This is a genomic window from Streptomyces sp. cg35, from assembly GCF_050410835.1.
Classification (GTDB): Bacteria; Actinomycetota; Actinomycetes; order Streptomycetales; family Streptomycetaceae; genus Streptomyces.
On record NZ_CP191268.1, the window covers coordinates 7,884,916 to 7,907,179 of the forward strand.

Sequence of the window (22,264 nt, forward strand, 5' to 3'; positions counted from 1 at the left end):
GTGAACCCCGGGGGCGGGAACGGGGAGACGCTTCAGCCTCCCCGAGGAGGAGGATTCGAGATGAGTGAGCAGACCTCGGCGGGCCGGGCGCCCTCCGGCGCTCCCGAGCCGCAGCCGCGTGTGAGTGCGGTGGCCGTCGGCGGAGTCGTCTTCGCCGTGTGCGTGATGGCCATCGTCGGCTTCTACCAGGCGATCGCGGGACTCTCCGGGATCCTCAGCGACAACTTCTACCAGGCGCAGAACGACTATCCGTTCGACTTCGACCCCAACATCCGCGGCTGGATCCAGCTGATCACCGGAGTCGTGATCCTCGCGGCGGCCTTCAACCTCTTCAGCGGGCGCACCTGGGCCCGCGTCGTCGGCATCGTCGTCATGGGCCTGAGCGCGCTGGAGAACTTCTTCTTCACGCCGTACTACCCGATCTGGTCGGCCATCATCATCGCCCTGGACATCACGGTGATCTGGGCGCTGGTCATGTACGGGACCCGCGAGGCGCACAAGGTCTACGGAGCTCCCATGTAGCGGCGGGACACCGCGCCGCTCAGCCCCGGAAGGTCAGCCCGAGCCGCCCGATGTGGCGCCAGTCGACCCGTGCGCGTGCGCGGTACGCGCCCGGACGCCGCCGGGGCACGATCACCCGCAGGGCACCGGGCCGCACCTCGCACCGCACGGGGACGCTCAGCCGCATCGCCTCACCGTCGACCCCGGCCGGGATCCACTCCTGGTCGGCGTCGACGACCACCGAGGTCGCCGTCGCCGTGGTCAGCCCGGCCGACCGCCCGCCGCGCAGCAGCCCCGCCGCCCGGGCGGCACTCGTGACCCGCACCCCGACGCAGCCGAGGACCCCGCCGTCCAGGCGCGTACGCCGGCCCAGCCCGGCCACGTCGTTCGCGCCGTAGGGGTTGTTGCTGACCAACAGCGCCTGCGGCTCGCTGAATTCCTGCTCCCCGGCCCGCGCCGTCAGCTTCGCGCCCTGGTGCCCCACGAGCAGATCGGGCAGCAGCCTGAGGGTGGTGCGTGTCTTGTCGTCCCGGTAGGCGGGGCTCTGCACCACCTCCGCATAGGCGCCGAACGAGACGTTGTTGACGAACGGCCGCCCACCGGCCCGGCCCAGATCCACCCGCAGCTCCACCCCGTCGCGCAGCGCGTCCAGGGCCCGGGCGGGGTCGTCGCGGTCCAGGCCCAGATCGAGCGCGAAGTGGTTGCGGGTGCCGGCCGGGATCACCAGGAAGGGCAGGTCGAGAGCGGCGGCGACCTCGGCGACCAGCGCCTGCGTCCCGTCGCCGCCCGCGACCCCGAGGAGATCGGCCCCCTCGGCCGCGCACTTGCGCGCCAGGGCCGCCACATCGGTCTCCTCCCGCCACTCCAGGAGCACCACATCGGCCCCCAACTCGGCAGCCAGTTCCCTCAGTTCGAAGCGGCGGACCTTTCCTCCGCCCGACCGCGGATTCATGATCAGGGCGGGGTGGCGGAACCGCGGCGCCGGCTGCTCGGGCATCGGGCCCGCGGCCGCGCCCGGCGCGAGCGCCGCCCGCCCGGCGCCGACCGCGACGAGCCACAGCGCACCCGACACGAGGACCACCCACAGCAGGTCCCGCCGGGCGTACGCCACCAGGACCCACACCGGAGCGGCCACGGCCAGCACCAGCGCGAGGAACCTCAGCACCCCCCTTCTGCTGAGAACCCACCAGACCGCCGCCGCCGTGATGGCCAGACCGCCGATCCCCACCGCGAGCAGAGCGAACGTACGCAGCCCCGCGAACACTCCCAGCACCACGACCGCGGCCGCGGCGGCGGCCAGGGACGCACGCGCCAGCCACCGCTGTCCACGCATCGTCGGTTCCATGCCCGCCAGTCTGGGACGCCACCGGGAGCCCGGCCTCACCCCTGGCAGGCGAGCTCACACCGACGGGGTGACGCGGGCGCGGCCGCCGCGGGACCACAGTGCCCACCCCTGGAGGGAGCGCGCCATGACCGAGACCACGATCCGACACCACACCGCGCAGGAGCGGGCGAGCCGGGGCCGTGCGGCCCGCACCCGCGTCCCGCGGTCCAGCCACGCCGAGTTCGCGCCCGCCGCGGACCGCCCCGACCCGGTGGACGTGATCGAACGGCAGTCGGCGAGCAGGCTCTCCGACCTCGTGCCGATCCGCTACGGGCGCATGATCGAGTCGCCGTTCCGGTTCTACCGGGGCGCGGCCGGGCTGATGGCGGCCGACCTGGCCGCCACCCCGGCCAGCGGACTGCGGGCCCAACTCTGCGGGGACGCGCACATGTTGAACTTCCGGCTGCTCGCCTCCCCGGAGCGACACCTGATGTTCGACGTCAACGACTTCGACGAGACGCTCCCCGGACCGTGGGAGTGGGACGTGAAGCGGCTGGCCACCAGCCTCGTCATCGCCGGCCGCGCCAACGGCTTCCGCCGCTCAGAGCGGGCCCGCGTGGTGCGGTCGGCGGCCCGCGCCTACCGGAGGTGGATGGCCCGGTTCGCCGGCATGCGGACCATCGACGTCTGGTACGCCCGGATCGACGCCGACGACCTGTACCGCACGATGTCGGGCCGGCTGGCCACGCCCGCCCGGCGGCGGGTGTCCCGGGCCCTGGGCAAGGCCCGCACCCGCGACCATCTGCAGGCGCTGGAGAAACTGGCGCACGTGGTCGACGGCGAGCTGCGGCTCACCGCGGACCCGCCCCTGATCACACCGCTCGACACCCTGCTGCCGGATGTCGAGCGCAAGGACCTCGAAGGGCGGCTGCGGGACCTGATCGAGCGGTACGGCCGAAGCCTCCCCGCCGACCGCCGGGCACTCCTGGCCGAGTACCAGGTGGTCGACATGGCCCGGAAGGTGGTCGGTGTGGGCAGCGTGGGCACGCGCTGCTGGATCGTCCTGCTGCTCGGCCGCGACGATCGCGATCCCCTCCTGCTGCAGGCGAAGGAGGCACAGACCTCGGCGCTCGCCGAGTTCGCGGGCCGCAGCCGCCACACCAATCAGGGCGAACGCGTCGTCGCGGGACAGCGGTTGATGCAGGCGACCAGCGACATGTTCCTCGGCTGGGAACGGGTCCACGGTCTGGACGGTGCCGAACGCGACTTCTACGTACGCCAGTTGCGGGACTGGAAGGCGATACCCCAGGCCGATCTGATGACCCCGGACGAGATGCGGCTGTTCGGCAGGCTGTGCGGGGCGACGCTGGCCCGGGCGCACGCGCGCTCCGGCGACCGGATCGCCATCGCCGCCTATCTGGGCCGGTCCGACGTCTTCGACCGGGCCGTCGCCGACTTCGCGGAGGCCTACGCCGACCAGAACGCGCGCGATCACGAGGCGCTGGCCGCCGCGGTCCGCACGGGCCGGGTGTCCGCGATGTCAGCCTGACCCGACACCGAGGCGGCGGCGCAGGAACTCCTCCTGCGCCAGCGTCCGGCCGACGGCCACCCCGAACACGACGATGGTGAAGAGCACGATGAGCCAGGACAACAGGGTGAACACCGAGCCGAGGGCGCCGTAGCGCTCCGTGCTCACGCGCAGGGTGCGCGGCAGCCACAGCCCCGACAATGCGCAGAACGCGACGGCTCCCGCGCTGGTCAGCACGGCCCCCGGCAGCAGCGGCAGCCACGGCACCCGCCCGACGAGCAGGAGGTGCTGGGTCCACCACCACATGGGCACCGTGACGGTCAGCTGCAGCAGGTACGCGACGGCCGGTCCCGCGTCGACGGTGCGGTGCAGCGTGCCCTGCACGATCAGCGCCACGGTCCACACGAGCAGCCAGGCGGGCCACCGCCAGGCCACGAACCGGATTCCGGAGCGCGGCAGCTCCCAGGACCGCTCGCACAGACGTTGCAGGGCGCGGGTGAACGCGGTCGCGGAGAGCAGCGCCACCAGGAGGCCCGTCACACCCCAGCTGTGCGCGGCGGTGTCGCCGCCCTCGCTCAGCTCCTTCACCCCGGCCGCCAGCGCCCCGCCCGTCCCGAGCAGCAGGCTCACCGAGCGCACGAGATCGTCCCGGACGGCCCGCGGGCAGAACGACGCGATGGCGAGGAGCAACGGCAGCACGGCCAGGAACGCCTGCGCCGCGAGTCGCGTGGCCATGTCCAGGATGGTGACGCGGACGAGTTGCTGGACGATGCGGCCGACCAACGGCCAGACGGCACCGGCGATCGCCATGGCGAGTCCTCTCGTGGCACGGGGCTGGATCCTGCCCGGAACCTTCGGCTGCGGCAGCCCCGCGCACGTCGCCCGTGCGGGGTGACCCGGCCCGACCGGAAATGGTCCGTTGGCCCCCTGTCGGCCACCAGGGACGGCCATGTCCTGGGCCATTGGTACAGGGCTTTCGACCCTTGTTGAACCATGAGCCACATAGGTGCTGAGATATGCATGTCGATGGCGCTGCGGACCCTCCGGGATCTCCGCGGCGCCTTACTCATGTCGGGGCCCGTGTCGCGGTGCGCCCGGTGAGCGGAAAGGGCGGGGCAACTTGCTGAAGAGGGCGTTCGTGGCGCCGGATCCGGGACGGATGCGGCTGCGGTTCGCGAGCCGTGCGGTGCTCGGGATCGGGCTGGCCGTGGTGGTGTGCGCGGCCGCCGGGCACTCGCTGGCGGCGGCCATCACGGGTGGTCTGGCCGCGCTGCTCGCCCTGTTCACCGTCACCGACACGACGGTGCGCGGGCAGGCCGTCACCACGGCGCTGCTGCCGGTCGTCGGGCTCCCGGTGCTCGCGCTCGCGGCCGTGCTGCACACCCTGCCCCTCGCCCGTGACCTGGCGTTCCTGGCCGTCGTCGGGGCGGGCGTGTACGCGCGGCGCTGGGGGCCACGCGGGCACTCGCTCGGCGTGTTCGCCTTCATGACCTTCTTCGCGGCGCAGTTCCTGCACACCGCTCCCGGACAACTGCCCGAGCTGTACGCGGCCGTGCTGATGTCGCTCGCCGCGGCGTCGACGGTGCGGTTCGGGGCCTGGTGCTACGAGCGGCGGATCCCGGCACCGGCGGCCGTGGTCGCGCCGGGCACCGGCACCGGGCTGGCCCGGATCACCACGCGGCAGGCCGTGCAGGCGACCGCGGGCGCCGGCTTCGCCCTCGCCGTCGGCCAGCTGCTGTCCGACCAGCGGTGGTACTGGGCCGTGGGCGCCACCTGGTGGGTGTTCGTCAACACCACCTCGCGCGGCGAGACGCTGGTGCGCGGCTTCCGGCGGTTCCTGGGCACGGTGCTCGGCATCGTGCTGGGATTCCTGATCGCCGTACCCCTGCACGACGTACCGGCCGCGGCCGCCGTGGTCATTGCCGCCGGCGTCTTCGGCATCTTCTACACCGCCGCCGTGTCCTACACCTGGATGATGCTCGCGGTGACCGTGATGGCGAGCATGCTGTACGGGCTGCTGGGCGTGCTCGATCCGGCGCTGCTGGCCCTGCGCGTGGGCGAGACGGCCGTCGGGGCGCTGGGCGCCGCGCTCGCCGTGCTCCTCGTACTCCCGGTGACCACGCACTCCGTCACCGACGCCTGGGTGGAGCGCGCCCTGCGCTGTGTCCACGCGTGCACCGCCGAGGCCGCCGCCCGGCTCGCCGGTGACACCGCGGCGGACCCCGCCCCGCGCGTCCGCGAACTGGAGTCCCTCCTCGGCCGCGTACGGCTCTCGCTCGCGCCGCTCGTGCACCCGCTCAGCCCGCTGCGGGCCCGCAAGGGACGGGCCCGCCAGGTGCTGGCACTGCTCGACGACTGCGCGCGCGAGGTGCGCGGGCTCGCCTCCGTCGCCGCCGACCCGGAGGCCTCGCACGACGCCCGTCTCGCCGCCGCCTGCTGGCGCGTGGAGACAGCCGTCGAGGCCCTCACCGCGCCCGCCCCCTACTCCCGCGGCACGGTCACGGCACCGGGAGCCGCCGAGGCCGAGCCCGTCCTGGCCCATCTGCACGCCCTGGAACAGGCCCTCGTCGAGCTCGCCGTGCCACTGCGCGGAGCCGGGCGCGCGAGCCTGGGCGCGTGAGAAAGCCTGCGCGCCGCTGCGTAGTTCCCCGCGCTCCCCGTACGTCCGTCACCCGGCCGCCGACCGGGACCGACTTGTGGTTGTCTCGCATCGGCGTGGACAACTCGGCCCCGAGTGAGGCACTTCCCGGGGCGCGTACAGGGTGGATCAGCCTGCCCGAGGGGTAACCCCGCGCCATTGGACACCTGGGCACACGGCCGCGCGGGAGCGAGCCGTGCGCCGTTGTCGAGCCGCTGGGGTGTGTCATGCGAAGCGACCTGCGCAGGAACGGATCACGGGACGTGGAGGGCTGGCTGTCCGCCACTCCCGACGTACCCCGCCACGAGCGCGGGCCCCGGCCCGCCGACGGCGTCCGCCCCCGGTCGGGCGGTGTTGCGACGAGGGAGGTGGCCCGTGCGGCGGCCGACTTCGTCCGGCGCCACCACGCGGAGGAGGAGCTCGGCGACCCCGCCCCCCGGCTCGCCGAGATCGAGGCGGAACTCGCCGCCACGGGCACCTACACGCACACCTCGCAGGAACTCGTCCACGGCGCCCGCGTCGCCTGGCGCAACGCCAACCGCTGCATCGGCCGCCTGTACTGGCGCTCCCTGCGCGTCCGCGACCTGCGCCGTCTCACCGACGCGCAGGAGATCGCCGCGGCCTGCGCCGACCATCTGCGCGAGGCCGCCCCCGACGGCCGCATCCGGCCGCTGATCACCGTCTTCGCCCCGGACGCCCCCGGCAGGCCGGGACCGCGCATCTGGAACGAACAGCTCATCCGCTACGCCGGATACGTCCAGCCCGAGGGGCACGTCGTCGGTGACCCGCGCGGCGCGGGCCTGACCGAGTTCGCCCGGGGCCTCGGCTGGCGCGGCGGCGCGGGCACGTCCTTCGACGTGCTCCCGCTGATCGTGCAGCGGGTCCCGCACGAGCCGCCCCGCTGGTTCGACCTGCCGCCGGACGCGATCCTCGAAGTCCCGCTCCACCACCCGGAGTTCGGCTGGTGGTCCGAGCTCGGCCTGCGCTGGCACGCGGTTCCCGCGCTGTCCAACATGTGCCTGGAGATCGGCGGTGTCTGCTACGGCGCGGCCCCCTTCAACGGCTGGTACATGGGCACCGAGATAGGCGCCCGCAACCTCGCCGACACCGACCGCTACAACCTCCTGCCCCACCTCGCCCACCGCCTGGGCCTCGACACCAGCAGCGACCGCTCCCTCTGGAAGGACCGGACGCTCGTCGAGCTCAACCGCTCGGTCCTGCACTCCTTCGACCGGGCGGGCGTCACCGTCACCGACCACCACACCGAGTCCGACCGCTTCCTGACCCACCTCGCCCGCGAGGAGTCCCGCGGCCGCACCGTCGGCGCCGACTGGTCCTGGATCGTGCCGCCGATCTCCGGCTCCGCCACCGCGGTCTTCCACCGCACCTACGACACCACCGAGAGCACCCCGGCCTTCGTGCACCACCCCGACGCCCACGCGCGGGCCCGCGGCGAGGAGCGGCCGCCCGCGGCGCGGCACCGGACTCCCTGGCACGACCTGGTCTAGACCCGCTGCTACCGTCGGCGCACGGGCACAGGGCCCGCACGCCGAAAGGGGAAGCAGTGACCGGCAGTCAGCCAGGGCGGGCCTACATCGGATCGTTCACCGCGGCGGGCGGCCGGGGTATCGCCACCGCCGCGGTCGACACGGCGGACGGCTCGCTGCGCCTCCTCGGCGCCACCGACGCCCTGCCCGACCCCTCGTACCTGGCGGTCGCGGACGGTCTGCTGCACGCGGTCAGCGAGACGGCCGACGGTACCGTCGCCGCGTTCCGTACGGACACGACGCCGGTCACCCTGGCCGCCCCGCCCGTACGGGTCGACGGCGACGGCCCCACCCACGTGTCCGTCCGGGGCGGCCACGTGTTCACCGCCAACTACGGCTCCGGCAGCGTCACCGCGGTGCCGCTGCGCGCCGACGGCACCCCGGACGCGGCCGGCCGCGACGTCCTGCGCCACACCGGATCGGGCCCGCACCCGCAGCGGCAGCAGGCCCCGCACGCCCACCAGGTCCTGCCGGACCCGAGCGGCCACTGGGTGGTCAGCGTCGACCTCGGCACCGACTCGGTCCGCGTCTGCGCCCTCACCGACGGCCGCCTCACCCCGCACCACGAGACGGCCCTGCGCCCCGGCTCCGGCCCCCGCCACCTGGCCTTCCACCCGTCCGGCCGCCACGCGTACGTCCTCAACGAACTCGCCCCCACCCTCACCGTCTGCCGGTGGGACGCCACGACCGGCACCCTCAAGCCGCTGACGGAAGTCGCGCTCCTGCCCGGGGCACCGCGCGGCGACGCCTACCCCTCCGAGCTGGTCGTCTCGCCCGACGGCCGCTTCCTGTGGACGGCGACCCGCGGCGAGGACGTCCTGTCCCTCCTCGCCCTGGACGCGACGGGCGAGCACCCCACACTCCGCTCGACGACCCCCTGCGGCGGCCACTGGCCCCGCGACCTGGCCCTGCACCCCAGCGCCCGCTTCCTCTACGCGGCGAACGAACGCTCCGGCGACGTGACCTGGTTCACCGTGGACGACACCACGGGCACCCCGGTACGCGGCGGATCGGTACAGGTCCCGGCGGCCTCCTGCGTGGTGTTCGGCTGATCAGGCCCGTCCGGCGATCGAGGACGAGCCGAAAGATCCCACGAGACCACCGCCACCCGTCCAAGACAAAGGGCCCGGGACACGAAGTCCCGGGCCCGCAGTCGCTCCGCTCAACCGCCGGAGGCAACCGGCTGGGGAGTGATCCCCAACGCCGCCGTGTACTTGGCCAGCGCCAGCTTCCCCATCGCCGGATACGCACCCAGCGGCTCCGCGGCAGCACACCCCGCATCCTTGGCCGCAGCCTCCAGCACGCTCGGGTCCAGCTCCGGCCCGATCAGGTACGGCGCGAGCGCCAGCTGCTGCGAGCCGGAGCCGCGCAGCTGCTCGGCGGTCGCCGCGACGGCGCCCTCCTCGTCCAGGGCGGCCGCGATCACCGGCACGGCGAGCCGCGCGGCGAGCAGCATCCCGGTGATCCCGGCGGCCTGCACCGCCTCGTCACCGCCCACCGTCGCGAGGATGATGCCGTCCGCGGCCGTCGCCACGGTGAACAGGCGGGCCCGGTCGGCGCGCGCCAGACCGGCCTCCGAGAGCCGCACGTGCAGGCCCTCCGCCAGCAGCGGGTGCGGGCCGAGCACGTCGGTCAGCTCGGCGGCGACCCGGCTGTCGGCGATGCCCTGGCGGATCTGGCGCAGCAGCGCGCTGTCCGGGCCGGCCAGCAGCGGCACGACGACCCCGACGGGGCCGTCGGGCTCCTTGGCCTCGACGCCGGCGGCGACCGCCTGCTCGTAGCGGGCCGTGCGCTCCTTCGCGGCGTGCGCGAGCACGGAGGTGAGAGAGGGGAACTCGGCGGACACCGGGAAGTCGGTGGCCTCCCCGTCGACGAAGCCGACCCTCGCGTCCAGGCCGGGCAGCTCGGACCGGGCGATGCTCACGACCTCGTCGGCGAGCATGCGCGTGGCGGCACTGGGCGTGCCGGGCACCGCGAGAACGAGGGCGGGTGCGCCCTCGGGAGCGGCCACGGGTTCCGGACGACGGTGACGTCCGGGCTGGCGAGGTCGCGGCATTCGTACAGGCAGGCCGGAAGCGGGCCCAGTGGGGGAGCTCATGGCGCCGCATGCTACTGGCTCGAAGGGCTCCGTTGTTCGGTCAGGGGGCAGCTGAGCGGTATCCGTCCTTGATTGTCCGTTCAGTTACGGATGGTTCAAGTGTCCTGGTCCGCGTGGGTGCGCCGGGTCTACGGGACGTACAGCAGACGCCCGTCCAGCGGCAGGCGCAGCTCCTCCGCGGCGAGGGCGCCCGCGATCACGAGGGCACCGTGCAGGGGGTCGCCGGCCGCGGAGGTCACGGTCGCGTCGGGGAGCTGTTCCGCGAGTTCCTGCCGGAGCGGGGCGAGCAGTGGCTCGCCCGTCCTGAACAGACCGCCGGTGAGAGCGACCTCTCCACCGCCCGCCGGACAGACCGCCGCCGCGGCTTCCGCAATGTGCCGGGCGGCGTCGCGCAGGATCCCGGCCGCGACCGGATCGGCCGCTGCGCACCGGGCCACGTCCGGGGCGAACGAGGCCAGCGCCGCGGGCCGGTCGGTGCGCGGATAGATCCGGCCGGGCAGCTCGCCCGCCGGGCCGAACCGCTCCTCGGCCAGTGCGAGCAGCGCCGTGCTCCCGCCGCGCCGTCCGTCGTACGCGCGCATCGCCGCGTCGAGCCCGGCCCGCCCGATCCAGGCGCCGCCGCCGCTGTCGCCGAGCAGATGCCCCCAGCCGTCGGCCCGCTGCCAGGTGCCGAGGTCCGTGCCCAGGGCGATCAGGCCGGTGCCCGCGGCGACGACCGCGCCGGGCCGCTGGCCGAGCGCGCCCGCGTACGCGGTGACGGCGTCCCCGGCCAACGCGAGCCGTGCGACGCCCAGTTCGCGCTCCAGGGCGGCCGGCAGCTCGGCCCGCAGACTGTCGCCGAGGGTCGCCATCCCGGCGGCGCCGACGGTGACCGCGGCCGGCGCCGGACCGCCGGCCTCGGCCAGCAGTTCCCGTGCCATGGGCAGGAGTTGCTCCAGCAGGTGGGCCGGGTCGATACCGGACGCCACGGTCCGTACCGGCTCGCGGGACACCCGGGTCGCGGCCCGCGCCGGATCGTCGGCAAAGGCGAGCGCGACCCGCAGCCCCGATCCGCCCGAGTCGACGCCGAGCACCCGGCGCTCCGTGTCCGGCACGGTCACGGCAGTCGCCGACTGGTTCGCAGGGTGCACCCGGATCCCCTCTTCCCTCTTGTCCCCACCGCTTCTCCCTCGACCGGGAGGAACGGACGAGGAGGAACAGTAGCTTCGCGAGGAGCTTGCGCGTGCGGGGGGCTTCGTCCCCGTCGGGAACGGGGCCGCGGTGGGGCAGTAGAGTGACGCGTCGTGGCAGCGCGACCTTTGAACGAACTTGTCGAAGCGGGCTGGGCGAAGGCCCTGGAGCCCGTGGCCGAACGCATCGCGACCATGGGGGATTTCCTGCGGTCCGAGATCGCCGCCGGCCGTACCTATCTCCCGTCCGGGGCGAACGTCCTGCGGGCCTTCCAGCAGCCCTTCGACGAGGTGCGGGTGCTGATCGTCGGCCAGGATCCCTACCCCACACCGGGGATGGCGATCGGACTGAGCTTCGCGGTGTCGCCCGAGGTGCGGTCGCTGCCCGGCAGCCTGCAGAACATCTTCCGGGAGATGCACACGGACCTGGGGCTGTCCCGGCCGTCCAACGGCGACCTCACCCCGTGGACACGGCAGGGCGTGCTGCTGCTCAACAGGGCGCTGACGACGGCGCCGCGCTCTCCCGGCGCGCACCGGGGCAAGGGCTGGGAAGAGGTCACCGAACAGGCGATCCGGGCACTGGCCGCCCGGAACCGGCCGCTGGTCTCCATTCTGTGGGGGCGTGACGCCCGCAATCTGCGGCCCCTGCTCGGGGACCTGCCGGCGATCGAGTCCGCGCATCCCTCGCCGATGTCGGCGGACCGGGGCTTCTTCGGCTCGCGTCCCTTCAGCCGGGCCAACGAACTGCTCACGCGGCAGGGTGCGCAGCCCGTGGACTGGCGCCTGCCGTAACCGCGGGCGGTCCGACCTGCGCAGGGGCCGGTGTCGCCTCACCCCACGACGGCCGCGCGCACGCACAGCACGTCCGGAAGATGGGACGCGAGCTGCCGCCAGCTGTCGCCGTCGTCGGCCGACGCGTACACCTCGCCGTTCCGGTTGCCGAAGTAGACGCCCGCCGGGTCCGCGTCGTCCGTGCACAGCGCGTCCCGCAGCACCGTGCCGTAGTGGTCGTCCTCGGGCAGACCGGCGCTGAGCGCCTCCCAGCTCTCGCCCGCGTCCTGGGTGCGGTAGACGCGACATCGGCGGTCGGCCGGGACCCGGTCCGCGTCCGCGGTGATCGGGAAGACGTACGCCGTGTTCCCGCGGTGCGGATGCGCGGCCGCGCCGAACCCGAACGTCGACGGGAGGCCCGCCCCGATGTCGGTCCACTTCCCGCCCCCGTCGTCACTGCGGTACACGCCCCAGTGGTTCTGCAGGTACAGCCGGTCCGGGTCGGCCGCGTCCCGCGCCACCTTGTGCACGCACTGCCCGAACTCCGGGTCGGGATCGGGCAGGAACACCGCGGACACCCCGGAGTTCGCCGGGGCCCAGCTCGCGCCGCCGTCCGCCGAGCGGAACACCCCGGCCGTCGACACCGCCACCGTGAGGGCCCGCGGGTCCCGCGCGTCCGTCAGGATCGTGTGCAGGCCCTCCCCGCCGCCGCCCGGCACCCACCGTGACCGCGTCGGGTGCTCCCACAGCGGACGGCAGAGCTCGAAGGTCTCGCCGCGGTCCGCCGAGCGGTAAAGGGCCGCCGGCTCCGTGCCCGCGTACACCACGTCCGGCTCGGCGGCGGCCGGGTGCAGCTGCCACACCCGCTCCAGTGAAGTTCCGGTGTCCTTGGGGAACTTGACGGCGGGGGCGGACGGCTCGGTCCAGGTGCGCCCGAGGTCGTCCGAGTGGAACACGGACGGTCCCCAGTGCGCGCTGTCCCCGCCCACGAGGAGCCGCGGTGCCTCGCCCCTGGTGTCGAGGGCGACGGAGTAGATCGCCTGGGCGTTGAAGTACGGGCTCTCGTCGAACTCCCAGGCCGCGCCACCGCGCCTGCGCCCCAGGAACAGCCCCTTGCGCGTGCCCACCGCCAGCAGTACATCGGTCATGCCGAACACCTCCGAAACGTCGTTGTCTCCAGGTATCCGCCAGTCTGCACCCCACCACTGACAATGGCCGCCGCAGACGGCTCCGCCGCAGCTCAGCGGGCGGTTCGTGCCCGCTGGGGGCGGTCAGCCGACGGGCAGCGCGGCCTGGAGCGGGAAGTGGCAGGCCACCTGGTGTTCCGGACCGTCGGGCGCCGACACCGGCGGTTCGGTCGTCGCGCAGACGTCCTGGGCCACCGGGCACCGCGTGCGGAACCGGCACCCCGACGGGGGCCGCGCGGCCGACGGGGTCTCGCCCGTCAGCGGCGTCCCGGAGGCGGCCGCCTCCGGGTCCGGGACGTTCACCGTGTCGAGCAGACCGCGGGTGTAGGGGTGCAGCGGACGGGCGTAGACCCGCTCGGCGGGACCCACCTCCACCAGCTTGCCGAGATACATGACCCCGACCGTGTCGGCGAGGTACCGGACCACGGCCAGGTCGTGCGAGATGAACAGATAGGTGAGCCCGCGCTCGCGCTGCAGCTCGCGCATCAGGTTGAGGATCTGCGCCTGCACCGACACGTCGAGCGCGGAGACCGGCTCGTCCGCCACGACCAGGTCCGGTGAGAGTGTCAACGCCCTTGCCAGGCCGAGGCGTTGACGCTGGCCGCCGGAGAACTCGTGCGGATAGCGGTGCACGGCGCCGCGCGGCAGACCGACCGCGTCGAGGAGTTCGCCGATCAGCTTCTCCTGCTCCGCGCGGCCGCCCACGCCCTGGATGACGAGCGGCTCGCGCAGGATCTCGCCGACCCGCATGCGCGGGTCCATCGCCGCTGTCGAGTCCTGGAACATCAGCTGCACGCGCCTGCGGTGCGCCCGGCGTTCGGCGCGCGAGAGCTCCGCGCGGTCGCGGCCCTCGAAGCGGACGGCGCCGGACGTCGGCTCCTCCAGGCCCGCCACGATCCGCCCGAGGGTCGTCTTGCCGCAGCCGGACTCGCCGACCATGCCGAACGTCTCGCCCCTGCGGACGGTCAGGGACACCCCGCCGACCGCGCTGACCGTGCCCTTGCTGCGGGAGAACGGGCCCCCCTTGAGCGGGAACTCCTTGACCAGCGCGTCGAGTTCGAGGAGTACGGCATCGGACGCCGTCACCTGCGCGGGGATCGGCGCGGGCGCCACCACGTCCTCCGGCGCCGCCTCCCGCGCGTCGGGCACCGGATGGAAACAGGCGAACCGGTGCCCTGCGCCGCTCACGTCGTCGTCGGTGAGCGCCGGCTCCTGCGTACGGCACTCGTCCGTCGCGAACAGGCAGCGCGGCGCGAAGCGGCAGCCCGTCGGGCGCACCGTCAGACTCGGCGGCAGACCCGCGATGGTGTGCAGTTCGGTGTCGTGGTCGGCGGCGCGCTCGGGCAGCGCGGCGAACAGCGCCTCGGTGTAGCGGTGCCGCGGCCGGGCGAACAGGCCCCGCACATCGGCCTGTTCGGCGACCTGGCCCGCGTACATCACCGCCACCCGGTCGACCCGGTTGGCGATCACGCCGAGGTCGTGCGTGACCAGGATCATCGCCATGCCGAGGCGCGAGCGCAGGTCGTCGATCAGCTCCAGGATCTGGTGCTGCGTCGTCACGTCCAGGGCGGTCGTCGGCTCGTCCGCGATGAGCAGCTTCGGCTCGCAGACCAGCGCCATGGCGATGGCGACGCGCTGACGCATGCCGCCGGACAGCTGGTGCGGGTACGCCTTCATCCGCTCGGCCGGCTGCGGCATGCCCACCAGCCGCAGGGTCTCCTCGGCCTGCGCCCACGCCTCCTTCTTCGAGACGCCGCGGTGCAGCAGGAGCGGCTCGGCGACCTGCGCGCCGATCGTCATCGTCGGATTCAGCGAGGTCAGCGGGTCCTGGAAGACCATGCCGATGGTGTTGCCGCGGACGTCCTGGAGGACGGGCGCGGGCGCGGCGGCCAGGTCGTGCCCGTCGAAGAGGATGCGGCCGCCGGTCACCGCTCCGCCGGGCGGCAGCAGGCCCAGCACGCTGAGCGCCGTCATGGTCTTGCCGCAGCCGGACTCGCCGACCACGCCGAGCGCCTCGCCGGGCGCGAGGTCGAGCGAGACGCCGTCGAGGGCGTGGACGGTGCGGTCGCGCGTGGCGATGTCGACCCGCAGGTCGTCGATCCTGAGCAGAGGCTCGGTCATGTCAGCTTCCCTAGATCCCTTGCGTCAACTGGTCCCACGGGCCCGCTACCTGCGCAGCCGCACTTCGAACGCGTCCCGCAGTCCGTCGCCGATGAAGTTGAACGCGGCGACGACGAGGACGATCGCGATGCCCGGCGGGAAGATCAGCCACCAGTAGCCGTTCTGCGTGTAGGTGATGCCGGCCGAGAGCATCGAGCCCCAGTCGGCGGACGGCGGCGGGATGGACAGGCCGAGGAAGGCGAGATAGCTGACGTAGAGGATGGCGTCGGCGATCTGGAACGTGCAGTTGACGATGACCGTGCCGATGGCGTTGGGCACGATGTGCCTGAAGACGGCCCGCGCCCCGCCCCCGCCCATCATTCGCATGGCCTGCACGTACTCGCGGTTGCGCAGCGACAGCGCCTCGCCGCGCACCAGGCGGGCGGGGGAGAGCCAGGCGACGCCCGCGATGATGAGGATCAGGACGCCCTTGCTGGGCGTGATGATCGCGGCGACGACCACGAGCAGGAACATCGCGGGGATGGCGAGAGCCGCGTCCGTGACACGCATCATCGCCGCGTCGACCCAGCCGCCGAAGTACCCGGCGACGGCCCCGTACACGGTCCCGAACAGCGTGGCCAGCAGCCCCGCCGCCAGGCCGATCTCCAGCGAGGTCCGCCCGGCGACCATCAGCCGGCCGACCATGTCGTAGCCGAGGTCGGTGGTGCCGAGCAGGTGCCCGGCCGTGCCCGGCGACAGATTGGCCTGCGCCAGGTTCGTGTGGACCTGCTCGGTGGGGTGCACCAGCGGTCCCAGATAGCAGAAGGCGAGCAGCAGCACGAGCAGGACCACGCCGCTCAGGGCCAGCTTGTTGCCGGTGAACACGCGCAGGGTGCGGCGGGCCAGTGAGGGAGTGGCCTGCGCGGCCTCCTCGTGCCCGGGTATCAGGGGGGTCACAGCGGTCGTCATGCCACGCTCCGGATCCGGGGGTCGAGGACGGCGTAGAGGATGTCGGTGAGCAGCGAGCCGAGGACGGTCGCGATGCCGACGACGAGGGTCACACCGAGCAGTACGGGGAAGTCCGAGCCCTGCGCGGCGTTCCAGAACAGCAGCCCCATGCCCGGGTAGTTGAACATCGACTCGACGACGAGCGCGCCGCTGAACAGCGTCGGCAGATACAGGCCGAGCAGGGTGGCCAGCGGGATCAGGGCGTTGCGCAGCACGTGCTTGACCATGATCCGGCGGTTCGACTGGCCCTTCGCCATGGCCGTGCGCACGTACTCCTCGGTGAGGTTGTCCAGGACCGCCGAGCGCATGTAGCGGCTGAACATGGCCACGATGCCGAACGCCATCGTCACCACCGGCAGGATCAACCCCGTGAAGTCGCCGAGGAGTTGACCGATCGTCTCGCCCTGCGGGGCCTCCGCCGGGAAGATCGGCAGGACCTGCGCGAACAGGATGATCATGATGAGGCCGAGGAAGAACACCGGGGTCGCGTACAGCAGGAACGCCAGTCCGGTGAGGGCGTAGTCCGAGGCCTTGCCGCGCCGCACCGCCTGCAGCAGGCCGAGCGGGACGGCGATGACCACGGCGAGCACCGTCGACAGGACAGTGAGCAGCAGGGTCTTCGGCAGCCGCTGCTTCAGCAGCTCGAAGACCGGCGAGTTCAGCTTGTACGAGTCGCCGAGGTCGCCGGTGACCAGCCGCTTCAGGTACATCAGGTACTGGGTCGGCAGCGAACGGTCGTATCCCTGCTGGTGGTTGAAGTGCTCGATCTGCTGCGGTGTGCCCTTGGGGCCGAGGATGGCGCGGGCGGGGCCGCCCGGCAGCAGGTGCAGCAGCGTGAAGACGATGATCGAGACGAGGAACAGGACGACGAGCGCCTGAAGGAAGCGCTTGACCAGAAAGCCGGTCACTTCGTGGACTCCTTCTTGGCGTTCTTGACGTAGTACCAGTGCTGCGGCGCGAAGGTGACCGTCGGGTTCTGCTCGATGCCCCGCAGGTCGTTGCGGATCACCGAGACCTGGTAGGCCGGGTTCGGCATCCACATCACCGGGAGCTGCGCGGAGAGGTACTCGCCGTACTCGTGGACGGCCTTCATGTCGGGCGCGTACTGCACGGCGCGGATGAGCCGGTCGGCCTTCTTGTCGCTGTAGTTGCCGAAGTTGGCGGACGCGCCGGTCGAGAAGAGCTGCTCGCCGCTCGGGTTGAGCGGGTAGTACCAGCTGCCGGCGGTGCCGAAGAACGACATGTCCCAGTCGCAGCCGGGGTCCTTCTTCTTGCACGGGACGGAGTTGCCGAGCACGGAGTTCAGCGGCTGCTGGCGCACGGTCAGGTCGATGCCGGCCCTGCTGAGCGACGACTTGAGCTCCTGCATCATGTTCGTCGTCTCGGTCGAGCCGGACTGGGACAGGAGGGTCAGCTCCAGCGGGTCGTTCCGCCCGATACCCGGGCCGCACTCGTCATCACCGGTGCCGGGCCGGACGCAGCGCGCGGTGCCGTCGACGGTCCGCCAGCCATGCTCCGACAAGAGGGACCTGGCCTTCGCGACGGAGAACGGATACGCGTTCCGTTCCATCGCCGGTGACAGGTACTGGCTCTTCGGTGTGACCGGTACGGGGCCCAGCGTCGCGGTCGCGCTGCCCTGCCAGATGACCTTGCTCATCGCGTCCTGGTCGACGAGGTGCTGCATCGCCTGACGGATGTAGAGCTGGCTCATCTGCGGTCCGGCATGGGTGGAGTTGAAGTTGTAGACGATGTAGGTGGCCGCCCAGCCCTCCCACGGGTCGACGCGGTACCCCTTGTCCTGGAACTTCTCCTTCTGCGCCATCACCGACGGCGGGATGTAGCCGTAGTCGACACCGCCCGAACGCAGCACGTTGTACTCGGAGTCGGCCGTGGTGAACGGCTTGAACACCACTCGGTCGAGGTGGGGCCGCTCGGACTGCGGGCCGGTGTACTTCTCGTTCGGGACGATGGTCACCTGTCCGCTGTCCCGCCAACCCGCCAGCTTCCACGGGCCGTTGACCGTCCTCCACAACGGGTCGGAGCCGTACGAGCCCAGACTCTTCGCGTGCCGGGTGAGCCGGGCGAAGACCGCCTTGGCGCCCTTCGTCGTCCGGTCCTGGTCACCGACCTCGCCGCCGTCCTGCGTGGCGTCCCAGGCGTGCTGCGGCAGGGCCCGCATGAGGGTGAGCTGGTTGGCCGTGAACCAGTCCGGGTTGTACGCGCGGTCGAGGTGCAGCCGCACCGTGTGGGCGTCGACGACCTCGAACCTCTTCACGTTGTCGGGCATCGTGCCGACCGAGTAGCTGCCCCAGTCGGCCTTGTTCGCCTTGACGAGGTTGAACCAGAACTCCAGGTCGCGGGCGGTCACCGGCTTCCCGTCGGACCACGTCACGCCCTGGCGCAGCGGCACGGTGACCGTCCGGTTGCCGTCGCTGTACTTCGGCTCCAGACCGAGCGTGCTCGGCCCGTGCGTGGTCAGTTCGCCCTTCTCCTGCACCGCGTCGTACACCGGCATGAACAGCAGCGTCTGGATGGCGTAGTTGTACGAGGCCCCGTAACCCGGCGCGCCGATCGGGAAGATCCAGTTCGGGGTGGCCGCGGGCGGCAGCGCCATCGTGGCCGTGCCGCCCTCGACGGGAGTGCCGCCGGTCGGGCCCATCGCGATCCGGCCGCCCTCGTGCGTGCAGCCGGTGAGCGCCACCAGCGTCGCCGCGAGGGCGAGCGCGGCGGACGCCGTTGACCTGAGGGAACGCATGCCGAAGGGCCTCCAAGGGGGACAGGAGCCTGCCCCGTGCCACGGATCGACAGGGCGGCGCCCGAACGCTAAGGCGGCCGTTCGAATCAAGTCAATAGGTTCATTCGAAAAGTAGTTCAAAGTCCGGGGAGCCCTGGTCAACTTGGTTCGACTCTGGTTAATGTTCGGCTCGTCATCGAACGAACCGGTCGAACCAACTGACCGAACGCGCACAGTACGTGGACCAGGGGGCGGCATGGCCGACACATCGCACGACGGCGAGCCGGGTTCGGCGCAGCACATACTCCGGCTCGTCTCCTCCGGAGCCGCCTCCTCCCGGGCCGATCTCGTACGGGAACTGGGCCTCGCCCCCTCCACGGTGTCGCTGCGCGTGCAGGAACTGGTCGCGGCCGGTGTGCTCACCGAGTCCGGCGAGGGCGCCTCGCGCGGCGGACGACGGCCACGGCTGCTGCGGGTGACGGCGCAGGGCGGCGTCGCGCTCGCCGCGGACCTCGGCAGCCACCACGCCAGGCTCGGCGCCGTCGACCTCGGCGGCACCGTCCACGACGCCCTCGACCTGCCGCACGACATCACCGCGGGGCCCGAGTCCGCCGTCGACTGGCTGTGCGAGCAGGTGACCCGGCTCGCCGCCGCGCAGCGGGAGGCGGGACGCACGGTGCGGGCCCTCGGCGTGGCCTTTCCCGGCCCGGTCGCGCCCGCCGACGGCCGCGTCCTGAGCCCCTCGCGGATGCCGGGCTGGCACCGCTACCCGCTGCGCGAGGTCCTCGCCGAGCGGCTCGGCATGCCCGTCACCGTCGCCAACGACGCCACGATGATGGCCGTCGGCGAGCACCGCACGACCCGGCCCGATCTCGACCACATGGTCGTCGTCAAGGCCGGCCGCGGCATCGGCAGCGGTGTCATCGTCGCGGGCCGCCCGCACGACGGCGCCACCGGCAGCGCCGGCGACGTCAGTCACGTACGCGTCGAGGCGGCGGGCGACCGGCCGTGCAGCTGCGGCAACATCGGCTGCCTGGAGACCGTCGCCAGCGGCGCCGCCCTCATCCGCGAACTCGCCGCGCAGGGCGTCGAGGTGGCGGACACGAACGAACTCCTGCGGCTCGTCGCCGACGGCGACCCCGTCGCCACCACCCTCGTACGCACCGCGGGACGCCACATCGGCACCGTCCTGTCGGTCGTCGTGAACTTCTTCAACCCGCAGGCCGTCGCCCTCGGCGGTGTCCTCGCCACCGCCGAACCGCTCGTCGCCGCCGTCCGCGGTGTCCTCTACGAGCGGTGCCTGCCGCTCGCCACCGCGGACCTGGAGATCACCACCACGACGGCGGGCCCCGACGCCGGTCTGCTCGGCGCGGGCCTGACCGCGCTGCACCAGAACCTCTCGAACGCCATCCCCGCACCCCAGGAAGAGAGCGCCCCCGCATGACCCGCACCACCCCGGTCCACGGCCGCCGCCTGCGCATCGGCATCGGCGGCATCGGCATCGAGTCGTCCACGTTCTGCCCGCACCGCTCCACCACCGACGACTTCCGGCAGACCCGCGGCCAGGACCTCCTCGACCGCTACACGTGGACCCGGCCCGACAGCGACCTCGCCGACCTCGTCGAGTGGGTGCCGCTGCTGCACGCGACATCGCTGCCCGGCGGCCCGGTGGAAGCCGAGTCGTACCTGACCCTGAAGGACGAACTGGTCACCCGCATAAGGGAGTCGGGCCCCCTCGACGGACTCGTGTACGACATCCACGGCGCGATGAGCGTCATCGGCCTCACCGACGCCGAGGGCGACCTGACCGAGGCGGTCCGCGCCGCGCTCGACCACATCGGCACCCCCGACGGGAGCCGCCCCATGATCTCCACCGCGATGGACCTGCACGGGAACGTCTCCCGCCGGTTCGCGGAGCCGGTCGACCTGCTCACCGCCCACCGGCTCGCCCCGCACGAGGACGCCTGGGACACCCGCGAGCGCGCCGCCCGCAATCTGGTGCGTTGCCTGCGGGACGGAGTCCGGCCGCACCGCGCCTGGGTCCAGGTCCCGGTCCTGCTGCCCGGCGAGAAGACCAGCACCCGCCTGGAACCCGCCATGTCCCTCTACGCCTCGCTCGCCGACATCGAGACGAAGGACGGCATCCTCGACGCCGCGATGTGGGTCGGCTACGCCTGGGCCGACGAGCCGCGCTGCAAGGCCGCCATCGTCGTCACCGGCGAGGACGCCGAACTCGCCGCCCGCGAGGCCGAGTCGCTGGCCCGCCGCTACTGGGACGCCCGCAAGGACTTCGTGTTCGTCGGCCCGACCGGCAGCGCCGAGGAATGCATCGACCAGGCCGTCGCCTCCACCAAGAGGCCCTTCCTCATCAGTGACTCCGGCGACAACCCCACGGCGGGCGGCGCGGGCGACCTCGCGTACATGCTGGAGAAGCTGCTGGCGCACGACGCGATCCGCACCGGCGAGGTCACCGCCGTCCACCCGGGCATCACCGACCCGGCCGCGGTCGCCGCCTGCTTCGCGGCCGGTGTCGGCGCCGAGGTGACCCTCTCCGTCGGCGGCAAGGTCGACACCCACCACGGCGGACCGTACGAACTCACCGGCACCGTCGAGGCGTTGCAGCGCGCCGCCGACCAGAAGGACCGCGCCGAGGGCGGCGCCTACGACCGCGGTGTCGACATGGCGGCCGTCCGCGTCGGCGGCCTCACCGTGATCCTCGTCGAGCGCCGCAAGCCGTTCCACACGCTCGCCGACTTCACGGGCCCCGCCGACGGCGGCCTCGGCATCGACCCGCGCACGTACGACCTCGTCGTCGTCAAGATCGGCTACCTGGAGCCGGAGCTGTACGACATGGCCGCCGACTGGCTGCTCGCGCTCACCCCCGGCGGAGTCGACCAGGACCTGCTGCGCCTGGGCCACCACCGGGTGGAGCGTCCGCTGTACCCCTTCGACGAGGACGCGTACGAGGCCGGGGACGGCCCGGACCTCAGGGCCGCCCTGCTGTAGCTCGGCTCAGGTTCGCCGCACCGCGAGAATGGGCGGATGAGACGCATCCGTGCGCCGTACGGACGGTGGGAGCCGGCTCCCACGGCCGAGGTCGTGGCGCGGTTCGCGGGGGCCGGCGCCCGATGGTGGGTGGCCGGGGGCATCGCGATCGAACTGGCCGTCGGGCGACGGCTGCGGGACCACGGCGACATCGACGTCCTGCTGCTGCGCCGGGACCAGCACGTGGTCCAGCACGCGCTGCCCGGATGGGAGTTGTGGGCCGCTGATCCGCCAGGAGTACTGCGGCCGTGGGCGCCGGGGGAGACGCTGCCGCCCGGCGTGCACGACATCTGGTGCCGTCCGGGGCCCGGCGCCCCCTGGCGGATCCAGCTCATGCTCGACGAGTCCGAGGGCGCCGAGTGGTACTCGCGGCGGGACACGCGCGTGCGCCGGCCGCTCGACACGCTGGGCCGCGTCGCCGCCGACGGCACCCCGTTCCTCGCCCCCGAGGTGCAGCTCTACTACAAGGCGAAGAACGCCCGCCCCAAGGACGAGGCGGACCTCGCGGCGGCGCTGCCCGTCCTGACGCCGGGACAGCGCCGGTGGCTCGCGGACGCGCTCACCACGACCTACGGCGACGGGCACGCCCTGGACCGCCCGGCTGTGAAGAGCGG

At 72.9% G+C, this 22,264-nt stretch carries 17 protein-coding genes and 1 pseudogene; 9 read left to right on the forward strand and 9 right to left on the reverse strand.

Annotation, left to right across the window (positions count from 1 at the left end; genetic code table 11):
- Window positions 1–60: 60 nt before the first annotated feature.
- On the forward strand, window positions 61–522 hold the full coding sequence (locus tag ACQUQD_RS36410; RefSeq protein ID WP_428956466.1) for a DUF7144 family membrane protein: 462 nt from the start codon (window positions 61–63) through the stop codon (window positions 520–522).
- A 19-nt stretch (window positions 523–541) separates the two neighbouring features.
- Here the strand turns inward: ACQUQD_RS36410 and ACQUQD_RS36415 are convergent, their stop codons facing one another.
- Entirely contained in the window at window positions 542–1,846 is a 1,305-nt protein-coding gene (locus ACQUQD_RS36415) for a diacylglycerol/lipid kinase family protein (protein ID WP_428956467.1), read from the reverse strand.
- A 124-nt stretch (window positions 1,847–1,970) separates the two neighbouring features.
- On the opposite strand from ACQUQD_RS36415, the gene ACQUQD_RS36420 reads away from it, so the two are divergent.
- Complete coding sequence (locus ACQUQD_RS36420) at window positions 1,971–3,374, forward strand: DUF2252 domain-containing protein (protein WP_428956468.1); 1,404 nt, start codon at window positions 1,971–1,973, stop codon at window positions 3,372–3,374.
- On the opposite strand, the gene ACQUQD_RS36425 is transcribed toward ACQUQD_RS36420, so the two are convergent.
- A complete protein-coding gene (locus ACQUQD_RS36425) occupies window positions 3,366–4,163 on the reverse strand; it encodes a YhjD/YihY/BrkB family envelope integrity protein (RefSeq protein WP_428956469.1) in 798 nt (265 codons plus the stop codon). The two genes, ACQUQD_RS36420 and ACQUQD_RS36425, sit on opposite strands and share 9 nt — an antisense overlap.
- Before the next feature lie 310 nt (window positions 4,164–4,473).
- Between ACQUQD_RS36425 and ACQUQD_RS36430 the strand changes: the two genes are divergently transcribed.
- From ACQUQD_RS36430 to ACQUQD_RS36440, 3 genes are all read left to right on the forward strand, one after another.
- A complete protein-coding gene (locus tag ACQUQD_RS36430) occupies window positions 4,474–5,973 on the forward strand; it encodes an FUSC family protein (RefSeq protein WP_428956470.1) in 1,500 nt (499 codons plus the stop codon).
- 245 nt (window positions 5,974–6,218) lie between these two features.
- Window positions 6,219–7,499: a nitric oxide synthase oxygenase gene (locus tag ACQUQD_RS36435; protein ID WP_428956471.1), complete on the forward strand. Its 1,281-nt coding sequence runs from the start codon at window positions 6,219–6,221 to the stop codon at window positions 7,497–7,499.
- 56 nt (window positions 7,500–7,555) lie between these two features.
- Window positions 7,556–8,590, forward strand: coding sequence for a lactonase family protein (locus ACQUQD_RS36440; protein WP_428956472.1), 1,035 nt, complete (start codon window positions 7,556–7,558; stop codon window positions 8,588–8,590).
- 110 nt (window positions 8,591–8,700) lie between these two features.
- Here the strand turns inward: ACQUQD_RS36440 and ACQUQD_RS36445 are convergent, their stop codons facing one another.
- Together ACQUQD_RS36445 and ACQUQD_RS36450 are read right to left on the reverse strand one after the other, a co-directional pair.
- Window positions 8,701–9,636 (reverse strand): sirohydrochlorin chelatase, encoded by a 936-nt coding sequence (locus tag ACQUQD_RS36445; protein WP_428956473.1) that lies wholly within the window; start codon window positions 9,634–9,636, stop codon window positions 8,701–8,703.
- 128 nt (window positions 9,637–9,764) lie between these two features.
- Window positions 9,765–10,766, reverse strand: a complete 1,002-nt coding sequence (locus ACQUQD_RS36450; RefSeq protein ID WP_428956474.1) for an N-acetylglucosamine kinase — start codon at window positions 10,764–10,766, stop codon at window positions 9,765–9,767.
- A 153-nt stretch (window positions 10,767–10,919) separates the two neighbouring features.
- Here ACQUQD_RS36450 and ACQUQD_RS36455 point away from each other — a divergent pair, with 153 nt between their 5' ends.
- Window positions 10,920–11,597 (forward strand): uracil-DNA glycosylase, encoded by a 678-nt coding sequence (locus ACQUQD_RS36455; RefSeq protein WP_428956475.1) that lies wholly within the window; start codon window positions 10,920–10,922, stop codon window positions 11,595–11,597.
- Window positions 11,598–11,635: 38 nt separating this feature from the next.
- Here ACQUQD_RS36455 and ACQUQD_RS36460 read toward each other — a convergent pair whose 3' ends face one another.
- The 5 genes from ACQUQD_RS36460 to ACQUQD_RS36480 form a co-directional block, all read right to left on the reverse strand.
- A complete protein-coding gene (locus ACQUQD_RS36460; RefSeq protein ID WP_428956476.1) occupies window positions 11,636–12,724 on the reverse strand; it encodes a WD40/YVTN/BNR-like repeat-containing protein in 1,089 nt (362 codons plus the stop codon).
- A gap of 123 nt (window positions 12,725–12,847) precedes the next feature.
- A complete protein-coding gene (locus ACQUQD_RS36465; RefSeq protein ID WP_428956477.1) occupies window positions 12,848–14,884 on the reverse strand; it encodes a dipeptide ABC transporter ATP-binding protein in 2,037 nt (678 codons plus the stop codon).
- A gap of 45 nt (window positions 14,885–14,929) precedes the next feature.
- Window positions 14,930–15,832 carry an ABC transporter permease gene (locus ACQUQD_RS36470; protein ID WP_428956478.1) on the reverse strand — a complete coding sequence of 301 codons (903 nt, stop codon included), beginning with the start codon at window positions 15,830–15,832 and terminating at the stop codon, window positions 14,930–14,932.
- Window positions 15,829–16,779 carry an ABC transporter permease gene (locus ACQUQD_RS36475; RefSeq protein WP_428956479.1) on the reverse strand — a complete coding sequence of 317 codons (951 nt, stop codon included), beginning with the start codon at window positions 16,777–16,779 and terminating at the stop codon, window positions 15,829–15,831. Before ACQUQD_RS36475 ends, ACQUQD_RS36470 begins: the two co-directional genes overlap by 4 nt.
- On the reverse strand, window positions 16,776–18,626 hold the full coding sequence (locus ACQUQD_RS36480; protein WP_428956480.1) for a peptide ABC transporter substrate-binding protein: 1,851 nt from the start codon (window positions 18,624–18,626) through the stop codon (window positions 16,776–16,778). Before ACQUQD_RS36480 ends, ACQUQD_RS36475 begins: the two co-directional genes overlap by 4 nt.
- 235 nt (window positions 18,627–18,861) lie before the next feature.
- Here ACQUQD_RS36480 and ACQUQD_RS36485 point away from each other — a divergent pair, with 235 nt between their 5' ends.
- From ACQUQD_RS36485 to ACQUQD_RS36495, 3 genes and pseudogenes are all read left to right on the forward strand, one after another.
- Window positions 18,862–20,049, forward strand: a complete 1,188-nt coding sequence (locus ACQUQD_RS36485; RefSeq protein ID WP_428956481.1) for an ROK family protein — start codon at window positions 18,862–18,864, stop codon at window positions 20,047–20,049.
- On the forward strand, window positions 20,046–21,611 hold the full coding sequence (locus tag ACQUQD_RS36490; protein WP_428956482.1) for a M81 family metallopeptidase: 1,566 nt from the start codon (window positions 20,046–20,048) through the stop codon (window positions 21,609–21,611). The genes ACQUQD_RS36485 and ACQUQD_RS36490 overlap by 4 nt, the downstream gene beginning before the upstream one ends.
- 36 nt (window positions 21,612–21,647) lie before the next feature.
- Window positions 21,648–22,257: pseudogene (locus tag ACQUQD_RS36495) on the forward strand (nucleotidyltransferase domain-containing protein).
- Window positions 22,258–22,264 lie beyond the last annotated feature (7 nt).